Below are 13,544 nucleotides of genomic sequence, written 5' to 3' on the forward strand. Positions count from 1 at the left end.
GCCGGAGCACGGACGGCGCGCCCCTGCGTGGTCCGCCACCACGTGGTCTAGGGTCCGCCGCATGCACACACTCGGCAGGATCATCGGGATCGGCACCATCGCGGCGACTGCCATCGCTCTGGCAGCTTGCGGCTCGGACGACGACACGTCCGCCACGACCGCCTTGTCCGCGACGACCACCGTGTCGGCGGGAGCGTCCGCCGCGCAGAGCCCGGCCGCGCAGAGCAAGGGCCGCGAATGCACCGCCGAGGACATCGGTGTGACCGGTGAGTTCGGCACCGCCCCGACGATCACCATCCCGGACAGCTGCGACCCGCCCAAGCAACTGATCGTCCACGACCTGAGCGAGGGCAGCGGGCCCGGCGCCGAGACCGGCCAGCAGCTGACCATGAACTACGCGCTGATCACGTGGTCCGACAAGAAGAAGCTGGACAGCTCGTTCGACCGCGGCACGCCGTTCCAGCTCACCCTCGGCGCGGGCCAGGTCATCGATGGCTGGGATCAGGGGTTGCTCGGTGTGCGGGAGGGCTCCCGCAGGCTGTTGATCGTGCCGCCGGACCTGGGCTACGGCGCGGGTGGACGTGGCATCGCGCCGAACGAGACGCTGGTCTTCGTCACCGACGCGGTCTCGGTGGGGAAGTAGACAGGGGCCTCGGGCCCCCGGAAACACCGCCGAGTGCAGGCCCCCTCGGCCGGTCAACTAACCTGGTCGGGATGCCGACGCCGCATCCCTCGTTCGTCCTGGCCGAGGCCGGGGCCCCCGGCTCGGGTCAGCGCCGATGGGGAGTGTGGCGGCCTGCACGCAGGGCCGCTTCGCCTGCCATTCCGACGTCCGGAGTGCGTGGTGGAGCCCGTAACCGAACGTCAACCAGTACGAACAACGAACAAGGAGCATGTCCGTGAAGAGCACCGTCGAGCAGCTGAGCCCGACCCGGGTCCGGATCAATGTCGAGGTGCCCTTCGAGGAACTGAAGCCGGACTTCGACCGTGCGTACAAGGAGCTGGCCAAGCAGGTCCGCATCCCCGGCTTCCGTCCTGGCAAGGCGCCCGCGAAGCTGCTCGAGGCCCGCCTCGGCCGCGGCGCGATCCTGGAGCAGGTCGTCAACGACGCGCTGCCCGGCCGCTACAGCGAGGCCGTCACCACCTCCGAGGTGAAGGTCATCGGTCAGCCCGACATCGAGATCACCAAGATCGAGGACGGCCAGGAGCTCGCCTTCACCGCCGAGGTCGATGTGCGCCCGGAGATCGCTCTGCCCGATTACGAGAGCATCGCGGTCACCGTCGACTCCGTCACCGTCGGCGACGAGGACATCGAGGAGCAGCTGCAGTCGCTGCGTCAGCGCTTCGGCACCCTGACCGGTGTCGAGCGTCCGGTGCAGGAGGGTGACTTCGTGTCCATCGACCTGTCGGCGACCGTTGACGGCGTAGACGTGCCCGAGGCCGCCACCACCGGCCTGTCCCACGAGGTCGGGTCCGGCCAGCTCATCGAGGGCTTGGACGAGGCGCTGATCGGGCTTTCGGCGGGCGAGTCCAAAGACTTCACCTCGACGTTGGTCGCCGGCGAGCACGCGGGCAAGGACGCCGTCATCACGGTGACGGTGCAGACCGTCAAGGAGCGCGAGCTGCCCGAGGCCGATGACGAGTTCGCCCAGCTGGCCAGCGAATTCGACACCCTGGAGGAGCTGAAGGCCGACCTGCGCGAGCGCGTCGAGCGGGTCAAGAAAGTGCAGCAGGCGGGCGAGATCCGAGACAAGGTGCTGCAGACCCTGCTCGAGCAGGTCGAGGTGCCGCTGCCGGACGCCGTCGTGCAGGCCGAGATCGACGCCGTCACCCACGACGCGGTGCACGGCTTCGATCACGATGAAGCGAAGTTCGCCGAGTCGCTGGAAGCCCAGGGCAGCACCCGCGAGGAGTTCGACTCCGACACCAAGGAGGCCGCCGAGAAGTCGGTGAAGACCCAGCTGCTGCTGGACGCTATCGCCGAGGCGGAGGGCACCCAGGTCGGTCAGGAGGAGCTCACCGAGCGGATCTTGTTCCAGGCGCAGCGCTACGGCCTCTCGCCGGAGCAGTTCATCCAGCAGGTGCAGCAGGCGGGCCAGCTCGGCGCGGTGTTCGCCGACGTGCGCCGCGGTAAGGCGCTCGCGGGTGTGGTCGGCAAGGTGACCGTCACCGACTCGGCGGGCAACGCCGTGGACACCGCCGAAATGTTCGGTGGCCCTGAGGATGCCGCGGACGAGGGCACGGCCGACGAGACCGCCGGCGCGAGCGCCGAATAATTCCATGGAATGCCGGCGCGATCGGCGCCCGAGGGGTGCACTGATTGCGCTGAGAGCGAAGAAGGGCGGTACCGGGAGTTCGGTGCCGCCCTGCTTCGTTAATGTTTGTGACAAAGCGAACCAGAGATGGCTGTTCGGCAATCAGCAACGAGCCGGCGAGAGAAGGCAGGTATCCGTGACAATCAACCAGGCAGGGGTCATGACAACCGCGACTGCTGGTCTCAACCTCAGTGATTCCGTGTACGAGCGCCTGCTGCGTGAGCGCATCATCTTCCTCGGCACCCAGGTCGACGACGACATCGCGAACAAGCTGTGCGCGCAGATCCTTCTGCTCTCGGCCGAGGATCCCACCAGGGACATTTCGCTCTACATCAATTCGCCGGGCGGTTCGGTGACCGCCGGTATGGCCATCTACGACACGATGCAGTTCGCCGAGTGCGACATCTCCACATACGGCATGGGTCTGGCCGCTTCGATGGGACAGTTCCTGCTTACCGCAGGCACCAAGGGCAAGCGCTACGCGCTGCCGCACGCACGGATCATGATGCACCAGCCCTCGGCCGGCATCGGTGGTTCGGCCGCCGACATCGCGATCATGGCCGAGCAGTTCGCGCACACCAAGCGGGAGCTGAACGAACTGCAGGCCCAGCACACCGGCAAGTCCGTGGAGCAGGTCACCGCCGACGCCGACCGCGACCGCTGGTTCACCGCGACCGAAGCGCTCGAATACGGCTTCATCGACCACGTGATCAGCCACGCGAACCAGGCCAACGGCGCCGAGAAGTAACTCCCGGATCACCCACAGGCCGCCCGGATGATCGAATGTCCGTCGGCCGCACAGACTTTGGAGACGAACATGGCCAATCCGATCGACCCGCGTGCCGGCCTGTCCGGCATCGCACCACAGAGCCCGCAGGCGCGCTACATTCTGCCGTCGTTCATCGAGCACTCGAGCTTCGGCGTCAAAGAGTCGAACCCGTACAACAAGCTGTTCGAGGAGCGCATCATCTTCCTCGGCGTGCAGGTGGACGACGCCTCGGCGAACGACATCATGGCGCAGCTGCTCGTGCTCGAGTCGCTGGACCCCGACCGCGACATCACCATGTACATCAACTCGCCAGGTGGCTCGTTCACCTCCCTGATGGCCATCTACGACACCATGCAGTACGTGCGCGCCGACGTCGCCACCGTGTGCCTCGGCCAGGCGGCCTCCGCCGCGGCCGTGCTGCTCGCCGCGGGCACGCCAGGAAAGCGTGCCTGCCTGCCCAACGCCCGCGTGCTGATCCACCAGCCGTCGCTGGAGGGTGGCATCCAGGGTCAGGTGTCGGATCTGGAGATCCAGGCGGCCGAGATCGAGCGGATGCGTCGTTTGATGGAGAGCACCCTCGCGCGGCACACCGGCAAGGATGCCGAGACCATCCGCAAGGACACCGACCGGGACAAGATCCTGACAGCCGAGGATGCCAAGGAATACGGGATCATCGACACGGTGTTCGACTACCGCAAGCTGAGTGCCCAGAAGTAACACATCGGGATGTCGCTTCCGGGGAATCCCGGGGAGTGTGAGTTGCCGACCCCGGCGGCAGTTCACTCGTAAATCGTTCTACAACAGGGAATTCCGGCCGGGAGGTGTGCCACTGGGCATGTCGTCCGGCCGGACTGCTCTTCGCAGTGTCGGTGGTTCGAAACATCCTTCGGACCAGGCGCTGCGGGCAGTCGGTCGGAGCTCGCGTCGGCGATCTGAGGGACAGATCACATTCCGGTGCCGTGAGAACTCGCACAACCCGCCGGAGAAACATGCTCGAGTTGTCGACCTCCATCCCACACACCGGGTACGGTCAACCTAGGGACCTTTGTTCCCGGTTGACAGCACTGCATGATGCTCCGAAAAACAGTCGATGCGTTTGCGGCTGCTGCGGAGGCGGCGGACAGCTGGCAACCTGGACGGACGGTTGCACGCGGACAAGGAAGTAGGGACCCACGAGATGGCGCGCATCGGAGATGGCGGCGATCTGCTGAAGTGCTCGTTCTGCGGAAAGAGCCAGAAGCAGGTCAAGAAGCTCATTGCGGGACCAGGGGTGTACATCTGCGACGAGTGCATCGATCTCTGCAACGAGATCATCGAGGAGGAGCTCGCCGAGTCCAGCGAGGTCAAGCTCGATGAGCTGCCCAAGCCCGCTGAGATCCGGGACTTCCTGGAGAACTACGTCATCGGGCAGGACACCGCCAAACGCACCCTCGCGGTGGCCGTCTACAACCACTACAAGCGCATTCAGGCCGGCGACAAGAGCCGCGACAGCCGCGGCGAGATCGTCGAGCTGGCCAAGTCGAACATCCTGATGCTCGGTCCCACCGGCTGTGGAAAGACCTATCTGGCCCAGACGCTGGCGAAGATGCTGAATGTGCCATTCGCCATCGCGGACGCCACCGCGCTCACCGAGGCGGGCTATGTCGGCGAGGATGTCGAGAACATCCTGCTGAAGCTGATTCAGGCGGCGGACTACGATGTCAAGCGCGCCGAGACCGGCATCATCTACATCGATGAGGTCGACAAGATCGCCCGCAAGAGCGAGAATCCGTCGATCACCAGGGACGTTTCCGGCGAGGGCGTGCAGCAGGCGCTGCTGAAGATCCTGGAGGGCACTCAGGCGAGCGTGCCGCCGCAGGGTGGGCGCAAGCACCCGCACCAGGAGTTCATCCAAATCGACACCACGAATGTGCTGTTCATCGTGGCGGGCGCGTTCGCGGGCCTGGAGAAGATCATCTCCGACCGCACCGGTCACCGCGGCATCGGCTTCGGTGCGGAGGTCAGGTCCAAGGCCGAAATCGACACCACCGACCACTTCGCCGACGTCATGCCGGAGGACCTGATCAAGTTCGGCCTGATCCCCGAATTCATCGGCCGCCTCCCCGTCGTCGCCTCGGTGACCAACCTGGACAAGGAATCCCTGGTCAAGATCCTCTCCGAGCCGAAGAACGCGCTGGTCAAGCAGTACGTCCGGCTGTTCGAGATGGATGGGGTCGATCTCGAGTTCACCGACGACGCACTGGAGGCGGTTGCCGACCAGGCGATCCTGCGCGGAACCGGTGCGCGTGGCCTGCGGGCGATCATGGAGGAAGTCCTGCAGCCCGCGATGTACGACATCCCAAGCCGCGACGATGTCGCCAAGGTGGTCGTCAACGCGGGCACCGTCAACGACAACGTGCTGCCGACCATCGTGCCACGCAAGGCACAGCGGGCGGAGCGCCGGGAGAAGTCGGCGTAATTTGTCGGGGCGGGGTGTAAAGCCGGGTCTACCGGGTACACCCTACGAGGGTTGAGTACACAGCCTAGCTCCGTACCGTGTCGCTCGGAGCGAATTGGTATCGCGGGCAACGTCATCCGATTGCCGCGGACGACTGGACCGAGGTCCTCATGTCGACAGGTTTCGCCAGACCCTCACACTTCATCGATGCCGCCCGCAGGTCGGGCCATCCCGCCGAGCGGCTGCAGATCTCGGTCACCGCGCCCAGCGACGTGGTCACGTTGTGCGCCGTCGCCGGTGAGGCCGACTATTACACCGCCGACGTGCTCCGAAGCCGACTGATCGGCTCGCTGAACTCAGCGGGTCCACTCATCGTCGTCGACCTGTCCAAAGTGACGTTCTTCGGTGTTGCCGGGCTGCGCGTGTTGATCGATGCACGGTCCTGGGCCGGCCACACCGGTCGCCGTTTGCGCCTGGTCACTGGGCCACGCTGCGTGGATCGGCTGCTCGAGGTCGCCGGTGAGGTCGCTTGCTTCGAGCGCGTCACCAGCCTTGCCGACGCGGTGCTGAACGCGGCGTGAGGTCACGTCGATCACTACGATCGGACCATGTTTGATAACCGGCGTCTGGAGCGCAAGATCGACGCGCTGAACTTCAAGCTCGATCTGATCATGCAGCACCTCGGTATCCGGGAACTGCCTTCGGTCGAGCCCGTTCAGACCGCGGCAGCCGTGCCCAGCGGTGATGGCATGGGCCAGATCGACGCCCTTCTGGCGGAGGGCAAGAAGATTCAGGCCATCAAGCGGTACCGCGAACTGACCGGGTCTGGGTTGAAAGAAGCCAAGGAGGCGGTTGAGCGGCGGTACCCCTACTGAGCCACTGCTATTCGCGGGCGAAGCTGCTCGCCGTGGGTGTGAAATCATGAACTGTGCCTCGGCACAGCGGGTTTCGAGAGATTATGTGAGCCGTTAGCGCTCCAGAACGGTTCGGTGCAGGGACACGGGCAGTCGCCAGGTCTGCGCCGCCACCTGTGCGAAGGTGCCCTCGATTTCGCCGTGCAGCCAGTCGGCGAGTATGCCCGCGAACGTCGCCGCCACCGCCGATGCGACCAGGTCCGCCGAAGGCGCGCCTGCCAACGTGCGTTCTCTCCGACTGCGTTCGCGTAACTCCTGCCGCAGCAGTTCGCCGAGCGGGCCGCTGCCCCCGGGGCGCAGCAGCGCCTGGTCCAGCGCGGCGTGCGGTGCGATCGCGTCGAAGAACTCCGTCAACGCCGCCGGTGGATGCGCCGGCTCCGCTGTTCCGCGCCCGGCGTGTAGGGCCGCCACCGCGTCTCGGACAACGTCCGCGCAGGCATATCCCACCGCCAGTGCTTGCGCATCGGTGTAATGCAGGTAGAACGCCGATCGGCTCACACCGGCGCGCCGCGCCACGGCGGCGACGCTGACCTGTTCGAGCGAACGCTCCCTGCATTCGGCTAGCAGCACGGCTCGCAACTTCGCCCGAGTCCGCGCCGCTCGTGGATCACCATCACTCATCTGGCGATCAGGACCGCGACCAACCCGAGGGCCGCGGGCAGCGCCTGCGCGATCAGAATCCGCCGATTCGCCGTGATCGCCCCGTAGATCCCCGCGATCAGCACGCATAGCAGGAAGAACACCGTCACCTGAAATCCGACCGGGTCGTCCGCTATCAGCCCCCACACCAGCCCGGCCGCCAGAAACCCGTTGTACAACCCTTGATTCGCCGCCAGCGGCTTCGTCGCCACCGCCATCTCCGCATCGAACCCCGACAGCTTTAGCCCCGGCGTCCGATCCCACAAAAACATTTCCAACACCATGAAGTAAGCCTGCAACACCGCCATCAACCCGACCAGCACACCCGCGACAACCGCCATCGACCGGCTCCTTCCGCCAGATTTTCTAAACAGCTGTCCATAGATTATGGACAGCTGTCAAGTAACTCGTTCCGGCTGAAGTGTCAGCGGCATGCTACCGGTGCGAACCGTGGGCAAACTGGATGTCGGCGTCCGACGTCGTCCACTGCGGTGCGATGCCGACGGACACCGGCCGGTCGTCGGAGTCGTCGACGATCGACTGTGGCTCGGGTAGCGGGTCGTGCGAATTCGGGTCGGGCAGGCTTCGGACCTGCTCGGTGGCGAAGGTGATGGCACGGCCGTAGCGGGCGCTGGCGGCATCGTGGATGAGCAGCGCGACGCCGATCATCACCGGCGCCACTCCGTGCATCGCGGCGTCGAACCACCGTCCGGCACTCATATACGGGTAGGTGTTCAGGGCGACCGTCAGAGCCAGCAGCGCGACTTCGGCGGCCGCGACCTGGCTGCTGTTGTCCAGCACACCCCATTCGGTGACCTTGTTGGTGCCGATCATGATGATGATCAGCGACACGCTGATCATCGCCTCGAGCAGATAGCTGAACCAGTACAGCGGATCGTCCGGCCCGCCCGGCGCGATGTTGTGCTGGACATTGACCGCCGACCACAGCATGCCCGCGGCGACCACGCCGGCCAGTGCGCCGAGCGACCACGATCGATGCCGGTAGAGGGAGGCCAGCCTGGCGTGCGGGCTGGACTCGCGCCGCTGTGCGGCAATGGCTTTGCGTGCCAGCAGGAGATCCCTGATGTCCGCCTTCTCGATGGCCTCCGAGGTGTTCCGCGCGCGGTCGGATGCCTCGGCGGCGGCTTCGGCCTGCTTCCAGCGCTGTTCCCGGTTCTGGGTCCGGATCCGTTCGGCGAGCTCGCGTTCGGCGTTCAGTTCTTCCTCCGACAGCGCGCCGGTCAGCGCCGGATCGAACTGGTATGCGAGGCGGCCGCGGGCCTTCTCGACCCGCGTCGCCAGCCGCGCGACGTCGTCGTCGAGGGGATGTTCATCGAGCATGCGGCTCCAAACGGTTGGGCAGAGGGGAACTCGAGAGACCGTAGACGCCGACACGGACCTCGTTCATCGAACGCGCAACGATAACTCGCTGACCGGACGCGGACCGGCGGCGTCAACACCTCCTATTCTTAGTCCATTCCCGGCCGGAGCGACAGCCCGGAGCGAGACCTGGAGCTGAAGTGCCAGGTCGGCCACCATGTTTCAGGCGCCCTCGTCCGCCGCGGCCACTCACTTCCAGGGCACACGGCACGAATCCGTGCTGAAGCCTTGCGCGGTGATTCCGAGCGCGGAGTTGAACCGGGCGCGCGAATTCTCCAGCGCGATCTGGTAACTGAGCTCCACCACGCCCGCCCGGCCGAAACGTCGCTCGAGATCGGCGACCTGCTCGTCGGTGACGGCGGTCGGGGTCGCGGTCATCGCGTCGGCGTAGGCGATGGCGGCGCGCTCGTCGTCGGAGTACAGCGGCGACGTCGCATAGTCGGCGATGTGTTCGAGCCGCTCGACATCCAGCTCGCCGAGGCGCATGACCATGGCGCCGAAGTCGACGCACCAGGAGCAGCCGACCGTCCACGCGGTGCGGTAGACGGCGATCTCGCGGATGACAGCGGGCAGCACAGTGCTGGCCTTCTCCGCCGCGACCTCGTGGACGGCGCTGGCGACGAGCAGTTTCGGATGATTGGCGGTGACCGCGAAGGGTTCGGGCACTTCGCGGAACCGGCGTTTGACGAGCCGATACAGCAGCTTGGTCGCTCGTCCGGCCTGCTGCGGGGTGACTGCGGCGATGCGGGTAGCACCCATGTCGATCTCCTTCGATCAGCGGATGTGGTTCCTACTTCTCGGACGAGAGACCGCGACGGAATGTGATGGGACCGCGGTGTGACCTGGCGCACCAGCGTCTCCACGGCGGGCTACTCGGGCTCGACCCGCATGTCCTCCTGGCTCCAGTGGGCGCGCATCCCGGTGATTCGGCCTTCCTCGTCGAACTCCATCACGTCGATCGGCGACAGGACGAAGCGCTGTTCACCGACCTTGGTGACGATGGTAAACGGGAACGCCGCCTGGTTGCCCACGATGCGCACATCCTCGGGCCGCAGCTCGGTCTCCCGGTCCAGCGCGGCGATCACCTCGTAGAACTCGCGGATGGCGTCGTGTCCGCGCTTGACCGGGGTGCCGACCGGGTCCTCCACCACCGCGTCGGGCGCGTACAGCTTGACGATCTCCTCGGTCGGACCCGAGCCGACCAGCTCGACGTACTGTTCGACCACGTCGCGGATCTGCTTGACCACAGCCCCTCCTAGCGGGCTATCACGCCCGTGGTCGAGGCTTGATCTCGCCCGCCTCGTCCAGCACCACGACGCGGACCCCGGTCGCGAGCAGTGCGGTCGGCGACAGTCCGAACAGGGTGCGGAAGGCGTCACTGAAATGGGAGGGACTGGCGAACCCGGCGTCGACGGACGCGCTGGTGAGGCTTGCTCCCTTGGCGATCGACCGGCCGGCGCCGAGCATTCTGGCCCAGAGTCGATACCGCCGGAACGAGGTCCCGGCCTGCGATGAGAACAGATGCAGGAACCGGGATTCCGACAGGTGCGCCGCAGTGGCCAACCGCTCGGCGGTGATTTCCCGGGCGGGATGTCCGAGGAGAGTGGCCATCGCCTCCCGGACGCGGTCGTCCATCGGCGGACGGGGTGCCGCGCCGACGAGATCCGCCAGCTCCCGAGGGTCGGGCCGGTCCCGGCCGGCGGCATCCGCGAGCCTGGTCTCACTCCGGTGCGAAAATCCGAAATCGTTGTCCCACAGCGTCATTTGTTCGCGGCATGCACGCGCGCGACGTGATCCGGGATCGAGATAGCAGAACATCATACGGCCGCCGTCCGCGACGACCCGATGCACCTTTCGCGGTGGGATCAGCGCGCTGCGCACCGTTCGCGCGCTTCCGTCCGCCTCGAGCCTGAACGCAGTATCCACCCCGATCGCCAGGCAGTCCACCGCTGTCGAATGGGCATCGAGGCGCAGCGACGGTCCGCGATAGATGGCCTGTCCGGCCCACAACCACAAGGCTGCGGGCCGGTGCGCCTCCTGCGGAATGTTCATGCTCGCCATGCTGGCACGGACGAGGCGCGGCAAGTCGTTGTTCTGTTGTCGCGCCCGCACGTGGGACACGGTGACGATCGGTCAGCCGATCGCGCCCGATGTCGGGGATCGCCGTTGATCCTCCTGGTTCGCCGTTGAACCTTGATCCCGCGCTGGAGCCGCTGTTGATCCTGTCGTGAAAAACGCCGCCGGTGTTACCGCACCGCGGCGGCCTCTTCGGTGTAGTCGCCGTACCGGGGCGCACCCGCGTTGCGATATGTGCCGATGACGACGCCGCTACTGGTCACGCGGGAATCCGTGAGTAAGAGGCCGGTGGGTTGGACGTCGGCGGTGAACAGCCGTTTGCCGGTGCCGAGCAGCACCGGGAAGGTCAGCAGGTACAGGGTGTCGACCAGGCCGTTCGCCAGCAGACTGTGCGCCAGATTACCGCTGCCGTGCACCTGGAGTTCGCGGCCGGGACGCGCTTTCAGCGTGGCCACCTCGGTGACCAAGTCGCCGCGCAGCAGTTCGGTGCCTGCCCAGTGGGCGCGGGCCAGCGTCCTGGTCGCGACGTACTTGGGCAGCGCGTTGAGCTTCGCGGCGACCGGGTTGGCTGGATCGGTGATGTTCGGCCAGTAGCCAGCGAAGATCTCATAGGTGCGCCGTCCGAGCAGGAACGCGTCGACCCGGCCGAACACCTCGTCCATGAACGCGCCGAAATCCGCGTCGCCGAACGGCACGGACCACCCGCCGTGGGTGAATCCGTCACTGGGATCTTCTTGCGGCCCACCGGGTGCTTGGTAGACACCGTCGAGGGTGACGAACTGGGTGAGAGACAGCTCCATGGCGTGGTGTTCCTTTCGTCTGGTCGGCCGCCGAATGTGGGCCGGTTACCTGTTCGGACGATGTAGACCTGGAGAAGTCATCGCTATTTCCGCTGCTGCGGCCCCGGTGTGTCGACCTTGCGCGCTTGGTGGCGTGATGTTTACTCGGTCCGGTCAATCGGATGTTCGAGTGAGTGGAAGCGGAGGAGACATGGCACTGCCTACCATGACCGCAGAGCAGCGCACCGAGGCGTTGGCCAAGGCGGCTGCGGTCCGCAAGGCACGCTCCGAACTGATCGGCAAGGTGAAGGAGGGCAAGGTTTCGGTTGCCGACCTGCTGAAGAAGGCCGACTCCGACGAACTGGTCAAGAAGACCAAGGTCGCCGCCGTGATCAAGGCCCTGCCCGGCGTGGGCCCGGTGAAGGCGGCGAAGCTGATGGACCAGGCGGAGATCCCCGAGGACCGCCGCATCGGCGGCCTGGGCGCGCGCCAGCGGGCGGCACTGCTCGAGGCGCTGCAGGACTGACGGGCGCGGCAAGGCAGCGCACCGGACCAGGGAACGAACGCTCACGTCGGCGGCACGCGGCGGGGGCGCTCGTTTCAGGAGTTCAGGAAGAACGCGGCGTCGTAGCGCAGCCGCACCGGATAACGCCCGTGGTGACGACCACGGCCCACGGGCGTCCCGGACGGGGGTCTCCCGCACCGGCAGGACCGTCCGCGGTGTCGGTCAGCGGGACGTGCGCGGACCGCGGCGCGGGAAACGGACATCGATCGGACGCGGGTCCGACAGTGGAATATCGCCGCGCGGCGGAGCGAAGACGCAGACCAGTCCGCCGACAATGAGCAGAAGTGCAGCGATCAGGCTGATCGTGTAACCGGCGACGCTCAGCCCGTCGGGCCGGTGGAAGGTGTGGTAAACGAGGTGCGGGAGGCCGAAGGTCAGCCAACCGACGCCCGCGATCCGGGCGGCCGCGGTGCCGTCGACGACGAGAGCGGCGATCGTGACCGCGGTGAGCGCTGAGAAGAACGCCCCGACATCGGCCGCCAGATGATGGTTGTAGGGACCGTCGACCGCCACCCACTGCGCGCCGAACCCGGGAAAGCTGGTGTACCAGGAGTGCGGCGCCAGCGTGGCCCAGAGCCCGATGATCGCGCCTTGGACAGCCAGGACGATCAGGACAGTCCGTGTGATCAGCAAGCGGCGACGATACCGCTCGAATCGCATGCGTACGCGCAGGCCCTCGCCGGTCCCCTGTACCGAGATCCGCATCGGTCGCTCCGTTCTCGCCGGCCGCAGTTCCGACTCCGTGCAGCCACGGTAAGGGGGACGATCCAGTACAGGCAATAGTGAGTCACGCCAACAGGGCGTCGGCTCCCGGTTCGGCATAGACCCGCTCGGGGCGGCTGTAGACGTTCATGGTGTCCCCGCGCAGGAAGCCGACCAGCGTCAGCCCGGCCTCGGCGGCCAGGTCGACCGCGAGCGAACTCGGCGCCGACACCGCGCCGAGCATCGGGATACCCGCCATGACGGCCTTCTGCACCAGCTCGAACGATGCGCGCCCGCTGACGATGAGCACCAGATCATGTGCTGGAATACGGTTCTCGCGCAATGCCCAGCCGATCACCTTGTCCACCGCGTTGTGCCTGCCGATGTCCTCGCGTACCGCGAGTGCCGCGCCGTCGACGGTGAACAGGCCCGCGGCGTGTAGACCGCCGGTAGCGTCGAACACCGACTGTCGGCCGCGCAGCGTATCCGGCATGGCGGTCAGCACGCGGCTGTCCACCGCCGGACCGTCCGCGGGCAGCGGGAACCGGGTGCGGGTACGCACCTCGTCCAGAGCGGTCTTGCCGCACAGGCCGCATGCGCCGGTGGTCAGGAATGCACGGGTCGGGACGGGGGCCGGGATGCGCAGCGTGATGTCGAGAACGTTGTAGGTATTGCTGCCCTTGTCGTCGGTGCCCGCGCAATACCGCGCCGCCATGATCTCTCCGGCGGCGGCGATCACACCCTCACTCAGCAGGAATCCGTGCACCAGGTCGACGTCGTTGCCCGGGGTGCGCATGGTGACCATCAACGACTGGCCGTCGATGCGGATTTCGAGTGGTTCCTCGACGGCGAGGGTGTCGGGCCGCTGGATTTCGCCGGAGGGGGAGATCCGGCGCATGCGGCGGCGGGCGGTGACGCGGCTCATGGCCGCCCCTCGCTGCCGTTCGGCCCCGTCTCCCACCGAAGCG

At 66.5% G+C, this 13,544-nt stretch carries 17 protein-coding genes; 8 read left to right on the forward strand and 9 right to left on the reverse strand.

Features of this window, described 5'->3' with window-relative positions:
- Window positions 1-61: 61 nt before the first annotated feature.
- The 7 genes from OH799_RS31755 to OH799_RS31785 all read left to right on the forward strand — a co-directional run bounded on the left by OH799_RS31755 (window position 62) and on the right by OH799_RS31785 (window position 6,396).
- Window positions 62-643 carry an FKBP-type peptidyl-prolyl cis-trans isomerase gene (locus tag OH799_RS31755; RefSeq protein ID WP_406271877.1) on the forward strand — a complete coding sequence of 194 codons (582 nt, stop codon included), beginning with the start codon at window positions 62-64 and terminating at the stop codon, window positions 641-643.
- Window positions 644-899: 256 nt separating this feature from the next.
- Window positions 900-2,276 carry a trigger factor gene (tig, locus tag OH799_RS31760; protein ID WP_406271880.1) on the forward strand — a complete coding sequence of 459 codons (1,377 nt, stop codon included), beginning with the start codon at window positions 900-902 and terminating at the stop codon, window positions 2,274-2,276.
- A gap of 199 nt (window positions 2,277-2,475) precedes the next feature.
- Window positions 2,476-3,063 carry an ATP-dependent Clp protease proteolytic subunit gene (locus OH799_RS31765; protein ID WP_357266297.1) on the forward strand — a complete coding sequence of 196 codons (588 nt, stop codon included), beginning with the start codon at window positions 2,476-2,478 and terminating at the stop codon, window positions 3,061-3,063.
- 69 nt (window positions 3,064-3,132) lie between these two features.
- Window positions 3,133-3,801, forward strand: coding sequence for an ATP-dependent Clp protease proteolytic subunit (locus OH799_RS31770; RefSeq protein ID WP_406271883.1), 669 nt, complete (start codon window positions 3,133-3,135; stop codon window positions 3,799-3,801).
- 460 nt (window positions 3,802-4,261) lie between these two features.
- A complete protein-coding gene (gene clpX, locus OH799_RS31775) occupies window positions 4,262-5,542 on the forward strand; it encodes an ATP-dependent Clp protease ATP-binding subunit ClpX (RefSeq protein WP_327121663.1) in 1,281 nt (426 codons plus the stop codon).
- A gap of 77 nt (window positions 5,543-5,619) precedes the next feature.
- Window positions 5,620-6,102, forward strand: a complete 483-nt coding sequence (locus OH799_RS31780) for an STAS domain-containing protein (RefSeq protein ID WP_406271886.1) — start codon at window positions 5,620-5,622, stop codon at window positions 6,100-6,102.
- Window positions 6,103-6,129: 27 nt separating this feature from the next.
- A complete protein-coding gene (locus tag OH799_RS31785) occupies window positions 6,130-6,396 on the forward strand; it encodes a ribosomal protein L7/L12 (protein ID WP_406271889.1) in 267 nt (88 codons plus the stop codon).
- Window positions 6,397-6,489: 93 nt separating this feature from the next.
- Here the strand turns inward: OH799_RS31785 and OH799_RS31790 are convergent, their stop codons facing one another.
- The 7 genes from OH799_RS31790 to OH799_RS31820 form a co-directional block, all read right to left on the reverse strand.
- Complete coding sequence (locus OH799_RS31790) at window positions 6,490-7,056, reverse strand: TetR/AcrR family transcriptional regulator (RefSeq protein WP_406271892.1); 567 nt, start codon at window positions 7,054-7,056, stop codon at window positions 6,490-6,492.
- A complete protein-coding gene (locus OH799_RS31795) occupies window positions 7,053-7,415 on the reverse strand; it encodes a DUF1304 domain-containing protein (protein WP_406271894.1) in 363 nt (120 codons plus the stop codon). The genes OH799_RS31790 and OH799_RS31795 overlap by 4 nt, the downstream gene beginning before the upstream one ends.
- A gap of 94 nt (window positions 7,416-7,509) precedes the next feature.
- Window positions 7,510-8,415 carry a hypothetical protein gene (locus OH799_RS31800; RefSeq protein WP_406271897.1) on the reverse strand — a complete coding sequence of 302 codons (906 nt, stop codon included), beginning with the start codon at window positions 8,413-8,415 and terminating at the stop codon, window positions 7,510-7,512.
- 228 nt (window positions 8,416-8,643) lie between these two features.
- A complete protein-coding gene (locus OH799_RS31805) occupies window positions 8,644-9,213 on the reverse strand; it encodes a carboxymuconolactone decarboxylase family protein (RefSeq protein WP_406271900.1) in 570 nt (189 codons plus the stop codon).
- 110 nt (window positions 9,214-9,323) lie between these two features.
- On the reverse strand, window positions 9,324-9,701 hold the full coding sequence (locus OH799_RS31810; protein ID WP_406271903.1) for a nuclear transport factor 2 family protein: 378 nt from the start codon (window positions 9,699-9,701) through the stop codon (window positions 9,324-9,326).
- Window positions 9,702-9,720: 19 nt separating this feature from the next.
- Window positions 9,721-10,506, reverse strand: a complete 786-nt coding sequence (locus OH799_RS31815) for a helix-turn-helix transcriptional regulator (RefSeq protein ID WP_406271906.1) — start codon at window positions 10,504-10,506, stop codon at window positions 9,721-9,723.
- 194 nt (window positions 10,507-10,700) lie between these two features.
- Window positions 10,701-11,330, reverse strand: coding sequence for a dihydrofolate reductase family protein (locus OH799_RS31820; protein ID WP_406271909.1), 630 nt, complete (start codon window positions 11,328-11,330; stop codon window positions 10,701-10,703).
- Between the two features lie 190 nt (window positions 11,331-11,520).
- Between OH799_RS31820 and mihF the strand changes: the two genes are divergently transcribed.
- On the forward strand, window positions 11,521-11,835 hold the full coding sequence (gene mihF / locus OH799_RS31825) for an integration host factor, actinobacterial type (RefSeq protein ID WP_357266312.1): 315 nt from the start codon (window positions 11,521-11,523) through the stop codon (window positions 11,833-11,835).
- 201 nt (window positions 11,836-12,036) lie between these two features.
- Here mihF and OH799_RS31830 read toward each other — a convergent pair whose 3' ends face one another.
- On the reverse strand, window positions 12,037-12,579 hold the full coding sequence (locus OH799_RS31830) for a hypothetical protein (RefSeq protein ID WP_406271912.1): 543 nt from the start codon (window positions 12,577-12,579) through the stop codon (window positions 12,037-12,039).
- 82 nt (window positions 12,580-12,661) lie between these two features.
- The gene (gene fdhD / locus OH799_RS31835; RefSeq protein ID WP_357266316.1) at window positions 12,662-13,501 is read right to left on the reverse strand and encodes a formate dehydrogenase accessory sulfurtransferase FdhD; all 840 of its coding nucleotides are present in this window, start codon (window positions 13,499-13,501) and stop codon (window positions 12,662-12,664) included.
- Window positions 13,502-13,544: the final 43 nt, after the last annotated feature.

This window comes from Nocardia sp. NBC_00881 (assembly GCF_045207455.1).
In the GTDB taxonomy this organism is placed as follows: Bacteria; Actinomycetota; Actinomycetes; order Mycobacteriales; family Mycobacteriaceae; genus Nocardia.